We start from the raw sequence: 16,628 nt of genomic DNA, 5'->3' as shown, positions 1-16,628 counted from the left end.
GTTCGCAGCCGCAAGCCCGCCCCGGCACGCGGAGCGCGAGTTGACGCCTTGAGGCCCTCGCGTGAAGACCATCCGTATTCCGATCCCAATCGACTCCCAATCGACGCCCATGACTCCAGCCGACCTGCAGCAGCTGCTGATCACACACGCCCCCGACATACCGGGCATCGCCGACGCCGACAGGCGCAGCGACGACAGCCCCTACGGACTGACCGTGACCCTGGACGGCGGCGGACAGGTGTGGTGGACCATCCCGGCGCCGGCGGCCCCGCCGCCGTCCAGGCCGCCACTGGCACTGCCACCGAGGAGACGCAGGTGCCGGACCTCACGAGCCGGCCTGTGGCGGTGGCCCTTGTCGAGCAGGCCCTGGTCGCTGCCGCCACGGCCGACGGCACGTCCGGTGATGTCGTTCGGGTCGACCGGTACAGCACCCACCCGGATCCGCCGGCGGTGCGCTATGGCGCCACGCTGGAGTGCCGCGACGGCTGGAAGCTCTTCCTGTCGTGCTACGGCACCGCTCGTCCCGGCGCCGCCCGCCCCGAGCAGCCCTACCAGCCCCTCAGCCATATCTGAACACCCGCAGCCGGTCACGCGGCACGCCGTTTGGCCCCGGCAACCCGACCCGACCCGAACCGAAACCCTTTTCCACTGAAGGAGACGCCTCCCGTGGCCGCTACGACCGAGACGCTGGAGTTCCAGGCGGAGACCCGCCAACTGTTGCAGCTGGTGATCCACTCGATCTACTCGAACAAGGACATCTTCCTGCGCGAGCTGATCTCCAACGCCTCCGACGCCCTCGACAAGCTCCGCCTGGAATCCCTCACCGACTCCGACCTCGAAGTCGACACTTCCGACCTGCACATCACGCTGGAGGTCGACAAGGAGGCCCGCACCCTGACGGTGCGGGACAACGGCATCGGTATGACCCGCGAGGATGTCGTCGACCTGATCGGCACCATCGCCAAGTCCGGCACCGCCGGCCTGCTGGCCAAGATCAAGGAGGCCAAGGACGCGGACGCGGCGCAGAGCCTGATCGGTCAGTTCGGCGTCGGCTTCTACTCGGCGTTCATGGTCGCCGACAAGGTCACCCTCCAGACCCGCCGCGCCGGCACCGAGCAGGGCACTGTGTGGGAGTCCGACGGCGAGGGCACCTACACCATCGCGCCGGCCGACGGTCTGCCGGTGGGCACCTCGGTCACGCTGCACCTCAAGCCGGAGGACGGCGAGGACGGGCTCGGCGACTACCTCGCGGCATGGAAGATCCGCCAGATCGTCAAGCAGTACTCGGACTTCATCCGCTGGCCCATCCGCATGGCCACCGAACCCGTCAGCGCGGACGCCGAATCCGGCACCGCAGACGAGGCCACCAGCGTGCCGGAGACGCTGAACTCGATGAAGGCCCTGTGGGCACGCCCGCGCTCGGAGGTGACCGAGACCGAGTACAGCGAGTTCTACCAGCAGATCAGCCACGACTGGCAGGCCCCCGCCGAGACCATCCACATGCGCGCCGAGGGCACCTTCGAGTACGAGGCGCTGCTGTTCATCCCCGCCCACGCCCCGTTCGACCTGTTCTCCCGCGACACCAGGCGGGGCGTGCAGCTGTACGTCAAGCGCGTGTTCATCATGGACGACTGCGACGCGCTGATGCCGAACTACCTGCGCTTCGTCAAGGGTGTCGTCGACGCCCACGACCTGTCGCTGAACGTCTCCCGCGAGATCCTGCAGCACGACCGCCAGATCACTGCGGTTCGCCGGCGCCTGGTCAAGAAGGTCCTGACCGCCGTCAAGGACCTGCAGACCAAGAACAGCGAGACCTACACGAAGGTGTGGGAGCAGTTCGGCCGGGTCCTCAAGGAGGGCCTGATCGAGGACCGCGACAACACCGACACCCTGTTGGAACTGGTCAGCGCCGCCTCCACCCACGATGCGGAGAAGGCGACCACGCTGCGCGAGTACGTCGCGCGGATGAGGGAGGGCCAGGACACCATCTACTACCTGACCGGCGAGAACCGCGCCATGGTGGAGAACTCCCCGCACATGGAGGCCTTCGCCGCCAAGGGCTACGAGGTCCTGATCCTCACCGACCCCGTCGACGAGGTCTGGACCGACCAGATCCCCGCTTTCGACGGCCACCGCTTCCAGTCCATCGCCAAGGGCCAGGTCGACCTCGACAACGACGCCGACAGCGACGGCAGTGACGAGGCGAAGGCGGACAAGGCCCAGCGCGAACAGGACTTCGCCGCCCTCCTCGCGTGGCTGCAGACCACCCTGGCCGAGCACGTCAAGCAGGTCCGCCTCTCCACCCGGCTCACCACCTCCGCCGCGTGCCTGGTCGGCGACGCCCACGACCTGACCCCCACCCTGGAGAAGATGTACAGGGCGATGGGCCAGGAACTTCCCCAGGTCAAGCGCATCCTCGAACTCAACCCCACCCACCCCCTCATCACCGCCCTGCACCAGGCTCACCAGGCAGGAGCCGATGATCCGACGCTCGCCGACATCGCCGAACTCGTCCACGGCAGCGCCCTGCTCGCCGAAGGCGGTGACCTGCCCGACCCGGCCCGCTTCACCCGCCTGTTGACCGACCGCCTCACCCACGCCCTGTAGCCCGACCTCTGGACGGCAGCCCGCGCCGGCCGGCTTGAGGAGCGGCCGGCGCCACTGCGGTAGGCCGAGTTCGACGACGGTCCACGGACGGGCCGCGTTCTCGCGGTCAGCGGCCTGTCGAGGGCAGCCTTCACGCGGGTGGTCCAGGTGGCACTCAGCCGGGCCTCGTGCAATACCTGACCGGAACCGACTCACAAGGGGGACTCATGACCGCATCGATCACCCGGCGCCTCCGCACGGCCGCCGGCGCCCTCGCCGCCGCGAGCGCACTCACCTTCACCGCCCAGGCCCCGGCACAGGCGGCGCCGGTCCAGGGCAGCTCGCCCCGCACGGCGGTGGTGGAGATCATGAACGGCGTCGATCACCAATGCCTGGAGGTGGCCGATGCACGCACCGACGACGGCGCCCCCGTCCGGGTGTGGACCTGCACCGGCGGCGACGAGCAGAGGTGGATTTGGAACGGGCACCAGCTGATCAACGTCCACAGCGGCAAGTGCCTGGACATGCCCGCCTTCAGCACCACCCCCGGCACCCAGGCCGATCAGTGGACCTGCGACGGCGGCACCAACCAGGACTGGAACCTCCGATACTTCATGGAAATGGATGATTTCACCATGATCAATGTCTCCAGCGGGCTCATGCTGTGGACTGCGGAGTGCACCACCGAGAACGGCGCTCCGGTGCTCCAGTCGGAACCGGAGTCGTCCCCGTGCAGCCAGTACATCTGGTATTCCAAGACGATCTCGTGGATACCGGACGGGCTGCCCGCCGGGCAGCCGCTGGCGCAGTGATCCGCACACCCCTGGGCTCCGGTTCCGGTCGAACGCATTCTCGACCGAATGGCGCGTGACCATCACGCGCGACCACCTGCGCGGCGGCGATCCCACCCTGGCCCGGATCGCCGCCGCCATCGGCTACCGCTCTCCTTTCGCTTTCGCAGCCGCCTTCCGCCGCCACCACGGAGACCCCCGGAACCTGGCGACAGGGGGAGCGAGCCTCCGCGCAGACACGACTGCTGACCACGGGCTGGACGGCAAACCTGTCAATCGGCCGTCGGGGTGATCTCGTACATCCCGGGGCCGTCCAGGTAGCGCACCGTGTTGAGGTCGCGCTGCAGGACGGCGTCCACCGGGTGGCTGAGCGTCAGGGTGACCGGGTACTCGCGGTCGTAGGTCGTCGCGGTGATCGCGTCGCCGGGCTTCACCAGCACGCTGAGGGAGTGGAAGCTCGCCAGCTGCTCGAGCTGGTCGAGCGCGCGGTAGCCCCGTAGCCGGCCCGAAGCCGGAGCGACCAGTGCCGCCCAGGCGAACGCGTGCCGCCGCTGGTAGGGCCGGCCCGCCCGGGTGCGGAACCGTTCGGGCCGGACGTAGGCGTCGACGGTCCACTCCAGCTGGCCCTCGCCCAGGACCTCGGCCGTGTAGTAGGGCAGCCCCGAAACACGGGCACCCACCTCGACCAGCCGCGGGCCGTCCGGGGTCAGCTTGATCTCCAGGTGTGCCGCACCGTACCGGATGCCGAGGGCGTCCAGCACCCGGCGGCCGTAGTCGAAGAGCTCGCCGACCGGCTGCTCGTCGCAGCGCAGCAGCACCTGCGCGGTCACCAGGTCCCGCACCCCGTTGGCCTGGATCCGCTCGGTGCGCCAGGCGTCGGTCAGCTGGTGCACACCCGCGCAACTGACCGTGTTCACGATGTACTCGGCGCCCACCAGGTACTCCTGGGCGACGACCTCGGTGATCGGCTCGCCCAGCACCGTACGGCGGTCGCGGAGCCCGCGCAGCGCGGCGACCGACTCCTGCGGAGCGTCGCAGAACGACACGCCGGCACCCCAGTAGCCGCGCAGGGGCTTGACGACCACGGTCCCGCCCAGGTCCTCGTGCCAGGCCAGCAGTTCGGCTTCGTCGCCGGTGCGCAGCTGCCGCATGCCGGGGACGCCCTGGGCCTTGATCGTCTCGATCTGCACGTACTTGTCGCGCCGCGCGCTGCTCAGGGCGGTGCCGTTGGAGGCCAGCCCCAGTCGCTCGGAGAGGGCGTCGGCGAGCTCCACCCCGGTCTCGCGACCGGCCAGGACCGCGACCGGCCCCAGCGCGGCGAGCTGTGCGGTCAGGGCGTCCAACTCGCCGTCGTGGACGAGCACATGACCGAAGGCCCGGTCGTCCACCGGATCGACTCCGACCGGAGGGACGGGTGTGCTCCGGACCTGGATCACCTCGCCGCCCACCGCGCCGAACGCGCCGGTGAACCCGGAGGACGTGCCGAACGCGTCGACGACCGCGACACGGAATGCTGACATCGGTTGCCTGCCTACTGGTTGGCCGGAGCGGAGCCGGGGTGGGTGAGATCGGCGCGAAGCGCGAGGAGTCGGTACACCGCGTTGGTGAGCACGTGCCGGACGCTGAACCCCGACGTGCCGGGGTCCCGGCCGTCCAGGATGCCGTGTTCGCCGCCCTGCTCGCGGATGTCGCGACGGGTCAGCCCGGTCCGCTCCCGGAACGCCTCGGGGAGCGCGTGCCGGGTGACGCCCAGGTGCGCCATCCGGAAGTCCACGAACTTGTCGATCACCCTGACCAACCGGTCGCGGCCCGCGCGGTCGAGCACCAGCCGTCCGTCCCGCAGCCGCTGGGACACGTTCGCCCCGCGGATGGAGTCGCCGCGCCACCGTGCGATGACGGGCCGGGACCACGAGGGGAAGTAGGACATCGACTGGTCCAGGAAGATGCCGTACTCCTTCGACGGCGGCAGCAGGGCCAGTTCGAGGAGGTGGACACTGGGCATGAACGCACCGCTCGCGCCGCGCGGGCCGCCGGGATGGCCCATGTGGTAGGGGCGGAACCGGTTGAACGCCTGCTGGGACAGCTTGCGGTACCTGGCCATGTACCGCGTGAACTCCGCGAGGCACTCGACGACGTCGTCCAGGACCGCGGCCGGACGGGCGGCCGCCGTCGGCAGGACCAGCGAGCGCAGGCCGTAGGCGGCCGATTTGGCCCACGGTTCGGAGAGGTGGTGGCCGAGGTAGAAGTCCCGTTCGAGAGCGGCGTCCCGGCCTGCGGAGAACACCCGGATGTCCCCGCTGCGCCGGTATTCCTCGCAGTTGACGTCGATCAGGAGCTCATAGCTCAGATGGGGATCCAGGGCGGGGAACCTGCCGCACTGGGCGGATATCAGCTCGGCCAGGGCGCGGGGTGCGGCCTGCGGTCCCGCGGGCGCGTATCCGCTGAGCAGGAAGAGCAGATCGAGCTGGAGGAGGCGCGCGGTCCGCTCGTCGTCCTCGGAGAGGCACTGCGAAGTGACGTTCCGGAGCATCTGCTCCTGGGAATCGGCGAGTTGATGGTACGTCAGGCGCTGTGCCGAGAGGTCGCCGAGGGCGGTGGGAAGGTTGTGCAGGACGTAGTCGCGCAGCGGTGAGCCCGGGCGACCGGGGGCGGGAGGGGTGTGCTGCCGGGGGTGTGTGACGCCGTCGAAGAGCTGGCTGCTGTTCACGTCTTCTCCTTGCCGGCCGCCGCGACGGGCCGTGACGGCACTGGGGTTGGTGTTGCTCGGAGGCCCGACCGCCTGCCAGGGGTTCGTGGTGAGGGGCCGGCCGCGGAGAACGGCCGGCCGTCCGGTTGATGCCGGAGGTGGGAAGGTGTTGTGGCGCCCGGGGGAGGCCGGGCGCCACGGGGGTCAGCGGGTGACCGGCAGGAACTTCCAGTGGAACTTGGGAGCGGGGGACGAGGGGCTGTTGATCGTCGCCTCGTCGGAGGAGGAGCTCCGGGTGAGGTTCAGCCGTTCCTCGGGGGTGGTGTGGTTGGTCAGGAGTGTTCCGTTCGAGCCGTCGGGGGTCGCGCACCACAGGTAGCCGTCGTCGTTGGGGCGGAAGCCGCCCATGGTGACGAAGCTGCCGTCCAGCGGTTGCCCCGGGTGGGCCGCCGTCGAGTTGACGTACCGGCCCTGGTTGACCAGGTAGAAGCAGGCGTCCGAGCCGATCCGCCCCGCGGAGATCGTGCCGAACCGCTGGTTCTCCTCATGTCCGTTCGAGGTGAAGATCAGCGGCTGGGGCGCGGTCTCCAGATCGTCCACCGCCAGTGCCGAGGGCTGGGACCCGTTGTCCCCCGAGACGATCTCGTTGAGGCCGGCGGCCTCGCGGGGGTCCTGGAGGAACCAGCGCTGGGCGGCCGAGCCGTCGTAGTCGCGGCCGGCCAGCGCCTGGCCGCTGCCGACGTCGGTGAGGAACTGCCGGGTGACGTAGTTCTGCAGGGTCCAGGTGCCGTCGAGCTGGTCGACCGGCGCCCAGAGCTGGTCCAGCGCCGCGTTCGGCCACAGCACCGTCCGCGCGTCGCGGGCGCCGCCCTCCTGGCCCAGGTAGCGGCCGGCGAAGGGTGCGTTCGCGTGGAACAGCCGGTAGTAGCCGGGGTATTCGGGGTCGGGCGACAGGTTGAACACCTGCGAGGGGACGTTCGCCGGGTTGACGGGCTGATCGGCGACCACGTGGCTGGTGCCGGAGGGGCCGGCCACATTGGTGGTCGCGGCGCTGCGCACCACGGCCTGGGCGGGCACGGCCGGCCCGGTCTGCTGCTGCTGCGCGGGCGGCTGCTGGGCGGGCAGGTTGGCGAGGGTGAACATGACGGGGTAGTGGTCCGCGCTGGTCACGGTGTCGACCCGCCCGTATCCGGTGATGGTGGGCTGCGCTTGGGCCGAGGGAACCACCGCGTAGTCGATCGTCGAGGGAGCCGAGGTGGTGGTGACCAGCGGCGTCGGGCGAGTGGGCAGGGCCTGGGAGTGAACGGTGAACTGCGGGCCGATCGCGTTGCGCAGGCTGTCCGGGGGGCGGTTGTAGTCGCCCAGGGCGATCCAGGGCAGGTTGGAGGGCCTCAGCTGCTCCCGGATGTTGAGCAGGAGCTGGGGGTCGTCGCTGCCGCTGCTCCCCGAGCTTCCGTGCACCGAGAAGTAGACGACGCCGTCGACGTTGATGCCGAGCGCGGGCCGGGAGTCGGTCCCGTTGGTGATCCTGCCCTCCCGGGTGGTGTACACGTTGTTCCGGTCGACCCGGGTGCGGCTGAAGATGGCCACGTTGACCCGGCCGACCGTTCCCGGCCTGGGGTTGGTGTCCGTGTGCAGCCAGTACAGGTACCCCGCGGGTCGGGCCGAGCTTCCGATCCGGTACTCCTGGACCGGGACGGGGTTGAGAGTGGCGTTGTCGACCCACTGGGTGTTGAAGGAGGTGATGTCCCCCAGGAACGTGGCGCCGCGGGGCGGGGCGCCGGCCTCCTGCAGGGCGATGATGCTGGCGTTGCCCTCGCCGGGCAGGTACAGCCGCGGCAGGTCGTTGGTGTACTTGTTGCCGTTCGCCTCAGGGGTGTCCGCCCCCTGCATGTTCCAGGTGGCGACCTTGCGGCCGTTGTTGTCGCGCGGGTCGAGTCCGCCGGTGTCGGCGAGGAACAGGGACGGGCGTTTGCCGACGTCGACGGGGACGACGCCTTGGCCGGTGTAGTCGAGGGTCTCGCGGCCGCCCCAGTCGGGGATGGCCTGGCCGCCCTGGGCGAGTGGCTGGAAGCGGTTCGGGGCGTCGTTCGCGGAGCCGAACTGGAAGGCGGTGCCGGACTGGGTGCCGTACGGGGCGTACGGTTCGAACGGTCCGCCGGCGGTGGCCTGTTTGACCATGGTGTTGTTGTAGAAGACGTTCTGGGGGCCGGAGGAGCCGGACCACTTGACGGCCTTGGGGCCGGCGGCCCACCAGATGGGGTACCAGGTGCCCTCGTCGATCTCGCCGCCCTCGCCGCCGCAGTTGGCCTGGCAGCTGCCGGAGCGGTGCTCGTAGGGGACGCGCAGGGTGTTCTGCTCGAAGAGGTTGTTGTGCTCCCAGCCGCCGTGCAGGTTCAGGTCGGAGTCGAGGTCGTTGCGGAAGGCGACGTTGCCGCTGGCCGACCACTGGAAGGTGAAGTGGCGCAGGTTGCGGCTGAGGTTGTAGGCGTAGAGGGAGTCCCAGACGCGGCTGCCGCGCAGGTAGCCGTTGCCGCCCTTGCCCTTGTTCCAGGCGCCGTCGAAGCTGTTGCGTTCGATCTGGAGGTTGCGGGCGTCCTCGGTGACGATCGGGTGCGAGCCGGTCATCTCGGCCTTCAGGCCGCGGGCCCAGTCGTTGGCGGCCCATTTGAAGACGATGCCGTGCATCGCGTACTCGGGGGCCATGTTGCCGTAGTTGTGGACGGCCTGGTCGGGGGTCAGCTGGTAGGTGCCGCCGCCGAGCTTGGGCAGGCCGTTCATGTCCTGGGTGAAGGCGAAGTCCTCGAAGCCGACGCCCTGGACGACCTTGAGCGGGGTGACCTTGCTGGCGTACGGCTTGTCGCCCAGCGCGGGGGAGCCGTCCGAGGTGGAGTCGACCGGAAGGTCCCACTCCAGCGGGCGGTCCAGGGTGACGGTCTTCGCCGCGGCGTCCAGGGAGTTGACCCGGAACATCTGCTGGCGCATGTGCAGGTTGTCCATCTGGCTGCGGTCGGACACGCCCTGCTGCTCGTAGAACTTGACGCTGTTGGCCGCTCCCACCCAGACGTATCCGCCCACCGAGAACTTCTTCATGTCGGCCTTGGCGTCCAGCTGGACGGTGTTCTGGCCCTGGCGGGCGGCGTAGCCGGGGTCGGCGGCCAGGGCGGCGACCTTGATGCCGGAGGCCCAGTGCTGGTTGACGCTGCCTTCGAAGATGTCCTTGCGGTTGGCCGAGGCGGCCGCCCAGTCGTCCTGGTAACGGTCGGCGATGTCGCGGGTCTGCACCCGGAACATGCCGCGTCCGGGCCAGATCCAGCCGCCGGTGCCGACGTCGGCGCCGCTGCCGGCCTTCATGCTGTCCTGGTCCCAGCGGCCGTTGACCAGGGTGTCGTAGCGGGTGTTGACGTCGGGGCGGAACACCAGGCGGGTGCCGCCGTCGCCGGAGCCCTGCCCGCGCAGGACGAGGTAGTCGGCGTCGACGTAGATCTGCCGGGACACGTCGATCCGCCCGGCCGGCAGCTGGATCAGGGAGAGGCGGTTGAAGTTGGCGTTCGGCGAGCAGGTGGCCTTGATGTCGTCGATGGCCTTCTGCAGCCCGGTGGTGTCGTCGGTGCCGTCGTTCGCCTTCACGCCGTACTTGGCGGCGAGCACGTCCGACGTGATGCGGCAGGTGGGATCGTCGGTCAGGTCGCCGTCACCGGGCAGCTGCTGGCCGCCCCGGAAGCCCACGCGGGACCAGTCCGGCATGCCGGCGGGCGGGGAGGTGCGGTTGGCGAAGCTCAGGTCCGGGCCCTCGGCCCCGGGGCCGGCCGTCACCCCGGCGGCCGGGGCGGCGGCCGCTTCGAGGGCGGGCGCGGCCGAGGCGAGGGCGGGCAGGGTCAGGGAGAGCAGCAGGCCGGACAGCAGCGCGGCCGCCGGTCGTAGGCGTTTCAAGGGACGTCCTTCCGTGTCATCGGATGGTTCGGGCGCAGGGCCGCACCACGGCGCCCCGGCTCCTCGCGGGTGCCGGGGGGCAGTGGTGGACGGGACGGGCGGGGCGGATCCACCGGGGAACCGCCCTCGGAGCGGACCCTGCTGCTACGGGCACCAGAACTGGAGCGAGGAGATCCGGTCGTTGAGGTAGTCCTTGGAGCTTCCGGCGCCGTAGTCGCCCGTCGCGCCCCAGTGCCACGTCTCCGTGTAGTCCAGGTCGGAGGGGTGGAGCTCGCCGTACGGGTCGTCCATGAACTTCACCGAGCACTGCGAGTTGTTGATCCAGGACGACACCTGGTTGTTGGCCAGCTCCCCGTTCAGGAAGTGGACCTGGGTGAGGCGCACGATCGCCGAGTTGCCGCCGGCCGGGGGCGGCGTGACGATCGCCTTCGAACCCGTCCCGCCCTCGTGCTGGTAGAGGCACAGCGCCCACGCCGGGCAGCCGTCGTAGGGCGGGTTCGCCGCGGACGCCGGAGCTGCCGTGGCGATCAGCGCCGCGCCGGCGAGGGCGGCGGAGACGGCGGCGGACTTCAGCCGGAGGGATGTGCGGGCCATGGTGGAACTCGCTTTCGGGGTCGGCCGGTAGAGGCGATACGGGATGGGTGACATTGCTTGCGCGCGGCCGTCGAACGGTGCGTTCCGGTAGAGGGGGCACGAAGCATCGAGCGGAACCGCGGGTCCAACCGTGCTTCACCGCCGCGCGTCGGCACATCAGTCATCTGACTGCGAGAGCCGACTGGTTGATGGTGTCGGTGTACGTCGTGCGGTGAGCCATGGCCGGGGTGAGCAGGCCTCGTTCGGGCTGGATGAGGACGACCGCAAGCGCTGGAAGGGTCCGTCCCGCCGGATCCGTCGGCGGGACGCGCTCCCCACCGCCTACCGCATCGCACCCCTGATGCGGTCACGCACCGTCAAATGACCGATGTCGAACGGCGGTGCGGAGCCAATGATGGAGAACGCCCGCCCCCCGACGGGGCACACCATGTCCGCACCTCCCGCCATCAGAGGCCCGCTGTCCAACAGCACCCTCCAGCAACACCATCACCCACACGGAAAGGTGGTTCAGATGTTCACACCCAAGGCCATGCTTCGCGGCTCGGCCGCCACGGCGACGGTCGTCGCGGCCGTGATAGGCCTCGGTGCCGGATCGGCACACGCCGCCGGCTGGCCTCCGTTGCAGCCGGGCGCCCACCTCTACTCGAGCACCGGCGGGAGCGGCGCGGTGACCACGGTCGACCTCGACGACTTCGGCACGTGCCACACGCTGTCGGCGCCCGCCCGATCGGTCCAGGTCGCCTCCGGCTCCGCGTCCGTGGTGCTGTACTCCGGCGCGGGTTGCACCGGCGCCAACCCGTGGGCCACCGGCTCGTTGGCCCAGTTCAACCTGCCGTGGCCGGTGCTGAGCTACCGGGTGGTCCCGGCCTGACGCCACCCGGACCAGGGCAGTACGGCCTTCGGTGACCTCCCCGTACGGAGGTCTCGAAGCTCCTGTCATGAGGGGTGCCGGGTAGGCGGGTGATGCCCCGGGGCAGCGCAAGCGGGCCGCCGTCCGCTCTGCCGGCCCCGAGACGCACACCGGGCCCGTCCGTCACCCGGCACTCCCTTGCCCAACTGTCCTGCACGGGCCGCAGTGAGCCGACCGCCTGGTGTTCGGCGGTCGGACGGTCACTCAACGCGTCAACGCGGGCCGAGTCTCCCGCTCTTTCGCTCCGGCTGCCCCAGGCGCGCACCCGGATGCCCCGCGCCGTCAGCGGTGTCCACCTGCCAGGACAGCTGACCGGCCAGCCATGCCGTCAGGTGCCTCCGGCCCGACGGCGGGCGGAACACCTCACATCCCGTTCCGACACAAGGAGTTTTTGATGGCAACGCACGAAACCACGAACCGGCCCACCACCGGTCGACGCCGTTTCCTCGGTCTCGCGGCGGCCGGTGTCGTCGCCGGCCAGGTCGGCCTGTCCGCCCCGGCCCAGGCGGCCGCCGGCCGAGGGACGGCATCGGTAGACGCCGGGACGACGCCGGGCTGGGCGCCGCGGTCGGGAGCAGGGATCCGCCCGTTCCGTATCAAGGTGGCGCAGGGAGACCTCGACGACCTGCGACGGCGCATCCGGGCGACCCGGTGGCCCGACCGGGAGACGGTCGACGACCGCAGCCAGGGCGCGCAGTTGGCGAAGATGCGGCCGCTGATGGAGTACTGGGGCACCCGGTACGACTGGCGCAAGCTGGAGCGGCGCCTCAACGAACTGCCGCAGTACATCACGGAGATCGACGGACTGGATATCCAGTTCGCCCACATCCGCTCCCCGCACGCCGGAGCCATGCCGATGCTGATGACCCACGGCTGGCCCGGGTCGATCGTCGAACTGCTGAAGGTCATCGACCCGTTGACCAATCCCACCGCGCACGGCGGCCGCGCCGAGGACGCCTTCCACCTGGTGCTGCCGACCCTGCCCGGCTACGGTTTCTCGGGCAACCCGACCAGGCCCGGGTGGAACTTCGCCCGCATCGCGCCCGCCTTCCACGAGCTGATGAGGCGCCTCGGGTACCCGGAGTACGTCTCGCAGGGCGGCGACCACGGCGCGATCCTCTCCGAGGTGCTAGCCGTCCAGCAGCCGAAGGGGCTGCTCGGCATCCACGTCAACATGCCGGGGACCGTGCCGGACGACATCCTGCGCCGGCTGCGCAATTTCGATCCGGCCCCGGCGAACCTGTCGGCCGAGGAGAAGAGGGCGTACGAGCGGCTGCTGCACTTCTACCGCGACGGCTTCGGCTACGCGGCGATGATGAACCGGAGCCCGCAGACGATCGCCTACTCCCTTACCGACTCCCCGGTCGGCATGGCCTCCTACTACTACGACAAGTTCGCGGAGTGGACGGACTCGGCCGGCGTACCCGAGAAGGTCCTCAGCTACGACGAGATGCTCGACGCGATCTCGATGTACTGGCTGACCGGCACCGGCGCGTCGTCGTCCCGGCTGTACTGGGAGGGCACCCAGGCCGGCGGCGGACCGTTCAACGCGGTGCCCATCCCGAAGCTGCCGGTCGCGGTGACGGTCTTTCCCGCCGAGATCTACCCCGCGCCGCGCAGCTGGGGCGAGCGGACCTTCGGCAACATCATCCACTGGAACGAAGTCGACAAGGGCGGGCACTTCGCTGCCTGGGAGCAGCCGCAGCTGCTGGCTGAAGAACTCCGCACCGCCTTTCGGTCGCTGAGGTAGCGGGGACCTCCCGCGACCGCCCGCACGGCCATCCACCACCCCCTCCTCCTGAAAGCGAGAACACCCCCGTGGAGCTGAAGCTCGAAGTCATCGTCCTGCCCGTCTCCGATGTCGACATCGCCAAGGAGTTCTACGTCGACACGCTCGGCTTCCGCCTCGACGCGGACTTCCCGATCGACGAGGGCTACCGGATCGTCCAGGCCACCCCGCCCGGCTCCGCCTGCTCGGTCATCTTCGGGGAGGGACTGAGCGCGCTCCCCGTGGGCTCCGCCCGGGGACTGCACCTGGTCGTGACCGACATCGAGCGGGCGGTCAAGGAACTCGCCGGGCGCGGAGTCGACATCGACGGCCCGTTCCACGACGAGACCGGTGCCTTCCACCACGCCGACGGGACCCACCGGGTGCCCGGCGTCGCCCCGGGACGGCCCAGCTACGGCACCTTCGCCCGCTTCGCCGACCCCGACGGGAACGAGTGGTTCCTCCAGGAGGTCACCCTCCGGGCCCCCGGACGCTGACCACCCGGGCCGGTGGCACCGGCCGTCCGGCACCGGGTCGGCGAGGGCGGCCGGGGGCGACCGGATCCGTGCAGCTCTGCGGGTCCCGGTGTTCGTAGGATGGGGGGAGCTCCTCCGGGAGGAACTCGTCCCGGAGGTGCCATGCCGCAGCCCGCGAACCACCAGCTACTCGGGCGTACCCGGGAGTTGGAGGTACTGGACCGCCTGCTGCGCGAGGTGCGCGACGGGCGCAGCCGGGTGCTGGTGCTGCGGGGTGAGGCGGGCGTCGGCAAGTCGGCGCTGCTCAACCATCTGGCCGGGCGGGTGGGGCAGTGGCAGACCGTGCGCGCGGCCGGCGTCGAAGCCGAGTCCGAGTTCGCCTACTCCGCCCTGCAGCAGCTGTGTGCCCCGCTGTTGTCGCACCTGGACCGGCTGCCGGAGGTGCAGCAGGACGCGCTGCGTGTCGCGTTCGGCCTGAGTGCGGGGAACCCGCCGGAGATGATCCTGGTCGGGATCGCGGTCCTCGGTCTCTTCGCCGAGGCTGCGGCCCGGTCCCCGCTGGTGTGTCTGGTCGACGACGCGCAGTGGCTGGACCTGATGTCCCAGCGGATCCTGGCGTTCGTCGGGCGTCGGCTGGACGCCGAATCGGTGGCGCTGGTGTTCGCCGAGCGGATCACTGACGGGAAGACGGACGAGGGCTTCGCCGGCCTGCCGGACCTTCCCCTGCGCGGGCTGGCCGACGCCGACGCCCGGGCGCTGCTCGACAGCGTGCTGCCGGGGCCGGTCGACGCCCGCGTGCGGGACCGGATCGTGGCCGAGACCGGCGGGAACCCGCTCGCCCTGCTGGAGTTGCCCCGGGGCCTGTCACCGGCGGAGCTGGCGTTCGGCTTCGGCGGACCGGGCGCCGGCCCGCTGGCGACCCGGGTCGAGGACGGATTCCGTCGGCGCGTCGACGCGCTGCCGCCCGACACCCGCGTCCTGCTGCTGGTCGCGGCGGTCGAACCGATCGGCGACGGACCGCTGTTGTGGCGGGCCCTGCGCCTGCTGGGCATCGGTCCCGAGGCCGCGGCACCGGCTGAGGCCGCGGACCTGGTCACCCTGGGAGCCTCGGTGCGGTTCCGGCACCCGCTGGTGCGTTCGGCCGTCTGGCGCGGCGCGGATGCCGCCGCCCTGCGTGCGGCGCACGCCGCCCTGGCCGAGGCCACCGACGCCGAGCGCGATCCCGACCGGCGGGCCTGGCACCGGGCCCACGCCGCGATCGGGCCGGACGAGCAGGTCGCCGCCGCACTGGAGGACTCCGCCGACCGGGCCCTGGCGCGCGGCGGTCGGGCGGCCGCCGCTTCCTTCCTGGAACGGGCCGCGGCGCTCACCCCCGACCCGAAGGAGCGGGCGCGGCGCGCACTGGCGGCCGCAGCGGCCAACGTCGCTGCGGGCGTGCCGGCTCGGGTTCCCGACCTGCTCGCCGCCGCGGAGCTGGGGCCGCTGGACCGGTTGCAGCAGGCCCATGCCGGCCGGCTGCGGGCCAAGGCGTCGTCCATGACCGACTCGGGGAAGGGCGCGGTGCAGCCGCTGCTCGACGCGGCGAGCCGGTTCAGGGACCTCGACCCGGCCGTCGCGCGGGAGACCTGCCTCGCGGCGTTCGACGCGGCCATCTGGGCCTGGCCGCACGACGAAGGCGGACTACGGCGAGCGGCCGAGGTCGCTCGTGGCCTGATACCCGGCGACGAGCCGGCCGGAGTCTTCCTCCGTGCCCTGGTCGCGTGGACCGTGGACGGGCAGGCCGCCGCCTTCCCGCTACTGGCGCAGGCGCTGCGTTCCGTCGCCGAGGAGGAGGAGCCGTCCGTCCTGTGGGCGGCCACGAACGCCGCCGCGGAGCTGGGCGATCTCCAGGCCTGGCTGGACGTCACCGATCGGGCGGTCCGCTTCGCCCGGAGGACGGGCACGCTGTCGGTCCTCTCGACGGCCTTGCCCTACCTGGCGGGCGCGCTGGGCCATGCGGGGCGACTCTCCGAAGCCGAGGGCCTGCTGACCGAGGCCGCAGCGATCGAGAAGGCCACCGGCGTGGTGACGCGCACGGCCACGGCGGCCTTGATCGCCGCGTACCGGGGACGGGAGCGACCGGCCCTGGACCTGCTCGAGGCGATGGAACGGGACGGCGAGCAGCGTGGCCTGGGCCGGCTCATCCGGGTGGCCGCGTGCGAGCGGGCCGTGCTCCACAACGGCCTGGGCAACTATCCGCTCGCCATGGAAGCGGCGCTGCGCGGCGGAGTGCACAAGGACCTCGTGGTGCACTTCTGGACGTGCAGCGAGCTGGTCGAGGCCGCGACCCGGGCCGGCGAGCCGGCCGTGGCGGCCGGGGCGTGCGAGCGGCTCGCCGACTGGAGCCGGGCCGGCACGCCCTGGGCCCTGGGCGCGCATGCGGTCGCCGAAGCCCTGACCGGAGCACCCGAGCAGGCCGAAGACCGCTACCGCGAGGCCGTGGACCACTTCGGCCGCGGCGGGCTCGGCGTGTTCGAGACCCGGGCCCGACTGCTGTACGGGGAGTGGCTGCGCCGCCGGAACCGGCGGGCGCAGGCCCGTACCGAGTTGCGGGCGGCGTACGAGGCGGCCGCGCGCATGGGCATGGAGGCGTTCGCCGAGCGGGCCCGGCGCGAGCTGCTCGCCACCGGGGAGACGGTTCGCAAGCGGACCGTCGGTGCGCCGGTCCTGACCCCGCAGGAGGCGCAGATCGCCCGCCTCGCGGCCGCCGGGCACCCGAACGCGGAGATCGGCGCGCAGTTGTTCCTCAGCCCTCGCACGGTCGAGTGGCACCTGCGCAAGGTCTTCGCCAAGCTGGGGATCTCCTCCCGTCGAGAGATCGACGGCGCCCTGTCCGAACCGTGAC

General features: G+C 71.1%; 11 protein-coding genes. 7 read left to right on the top strand and 4 right to left on the bottom strand.

Annotation, left to right across the window (positions count from 1 at the left end):
• Positions 1–315: 315 nt before the first annotated feature.
• The 3 genes from J0670_RS01390 (at position 316) to J0670_RS01380 (ending at position 3,398) form a co-directional block, all read left to right on the top strand.
• Complete coding sequence (locus J0670_RS01390) at positions 316–573, top strand: hypothetical protein (protein WP_207808778.1); 258 nt, start codon at positions 316–318, stop codon at positions 571–573.
• Positions 574–666: 93 nt separating this feature from the next.
• Positions 667–2,607: a molecular chaperone HtpG gene (htpG, locus tag J0670_RS01385; protein WP_207808776.1), complete on the top strand. Its 1,941-nt coding sequence runs from the start codon at positions 667–669 to the stop codon at positions 2,605–2,607.
• 206 nt (positions 2,608–2,813) lie between these two features.
• Entirely contained in the window at positions 2,814–3,398 is a 585-nt protein-coding gene (locus J0670_RS01380; protein WP_207808773.1) for an RICIN domain-containing protein, read from the top strand.
• Between the two features lie 251 nt (positions 3,399–3,649).
• Here the strand turns inward: J0670_RS01380 and J0670_RS01375 are convergent, their stop codons facing one another.
• The 4 genes from J0670_RS01375 to J0670_RS01360 form a co-directional block, all read right to left on the bottom strand.
• Complete coding sequence (locus J0670_RS01375) at positions 3,650–4,897, bottom strand: ATP-grasp domain-containing protein (protein ID WP_207808771.1); 1,248 nt, start codon at positions 4,895–4,897, stop codon at positions 3,650–3,652.
• A gap of 11 nt (positions 4,898–4,908) precedes the next feature.
• Complete coding sequence (locus tag J0670_RS01370; RefSeq protein ID WP_207808769.1) at positions 4,909–6,084, bottom strand: hypothetical protein; 1,176 nt, start codon at positions 6,082–6,084, stop codon at positions 4,909–4,911.
• Positions 6,085–6,267: 183 nt separating this feature from the next.
• The gene (locus J0670_RS01365) at positions 6,268–9,996 is read right to left on the bottom strand and encodes an endonuclease/exonuclease/phosphatase family protein (protein WP_207808767.1); all 3,729 of its coding nucleotides are present in this window, start codon (positions 9,994–9,996) and stop codon (positions 6,268–6,270) included.
• A 144-nt stretch (positions 9,997–10,140) separates the two neighbouring features.
• The gene (locus tag J0670_RS01360) at positions 10,141–10,590 is read right to left on the bottom strand and encodes a peptidase inhibitor family I36 protein (RefSeq protein ID WP_207808765.1); all 450 of its coding nucleotides are present in this window, start codon (positions 10,588–10,590) and stop codon (positions 10,141–10,143) included.
• 511 nt (positions 10,591–11,101) lie between these two features.
• Here J0670_RS01360 and J0670_RS01355 point away from each other — a divergent pair.
• The 4 genes from J0670_RS01355 (at position 11,102) to J0670_RS01340 (ending at position 16,627) form a co-directional block, all read left to right on the top strand.
• Positions 11,102–11,461 (top strand): hypothetical protein, encoded by a 360-nt coding sequence (locus J0670_RS01355; RefSeq protein WP_207808763.1) that lies wholly within the window; start codon positions 11,102–11,104, stop codon positions 11,459–11,461.
• A gap of 433 nt (positions 11,462–11,894) precedes the next feature.
• Positions 11,895–13,250 (top strand): epoxide hydrolase family protein, encoded by a 1,356-nt coding sequence (locus J0670_RS01350; RefSeq protein ID WP_207808762.1) that lies wholly within the window; start codon positions 11,895–11,897, stop codon positions 13,248–13,250.
• Positions 13,251–13,318: 68 nt separating this feature from the next.
• A complete protein-coding gene (locus J0670_RS01345; protein WP_207808760.1) occupies positions 13,319–13,765 on the top strand; it encodes a VOC family protein in 447 nt (148 codons plus the stop codon).
• A 141-nt stretch (positions 13,766–13,906) separates the two neighbouring features.
• The gene (locus tag J0670_RS01340; RefSeq protein WP_207808758.1) at positions 13,907–16,627 is read left to right on the top strand and encodes an AAA family ATPase; all 2,721 of its coding nucleotides are present in this window, start codon (positions 13,907–13,909) and stop codon (positions 16,625–16,627) included.
• The last annotated feature ends 1 nt before the right edge of the window (position 16,628 follow it).

The organism is Streptomyces sp. FH025 (assembly GCF_017427025.1).
GTDB lineage: Bacteria > Actinomycetota > Actinomycetes > Streptomycetales > Streptomycetaceae > Kitasatospora.
Note: the sequence above shows the minus strand (reverse complement) of the source record. Positions and strands in the feature narration are given on the sequence as shown.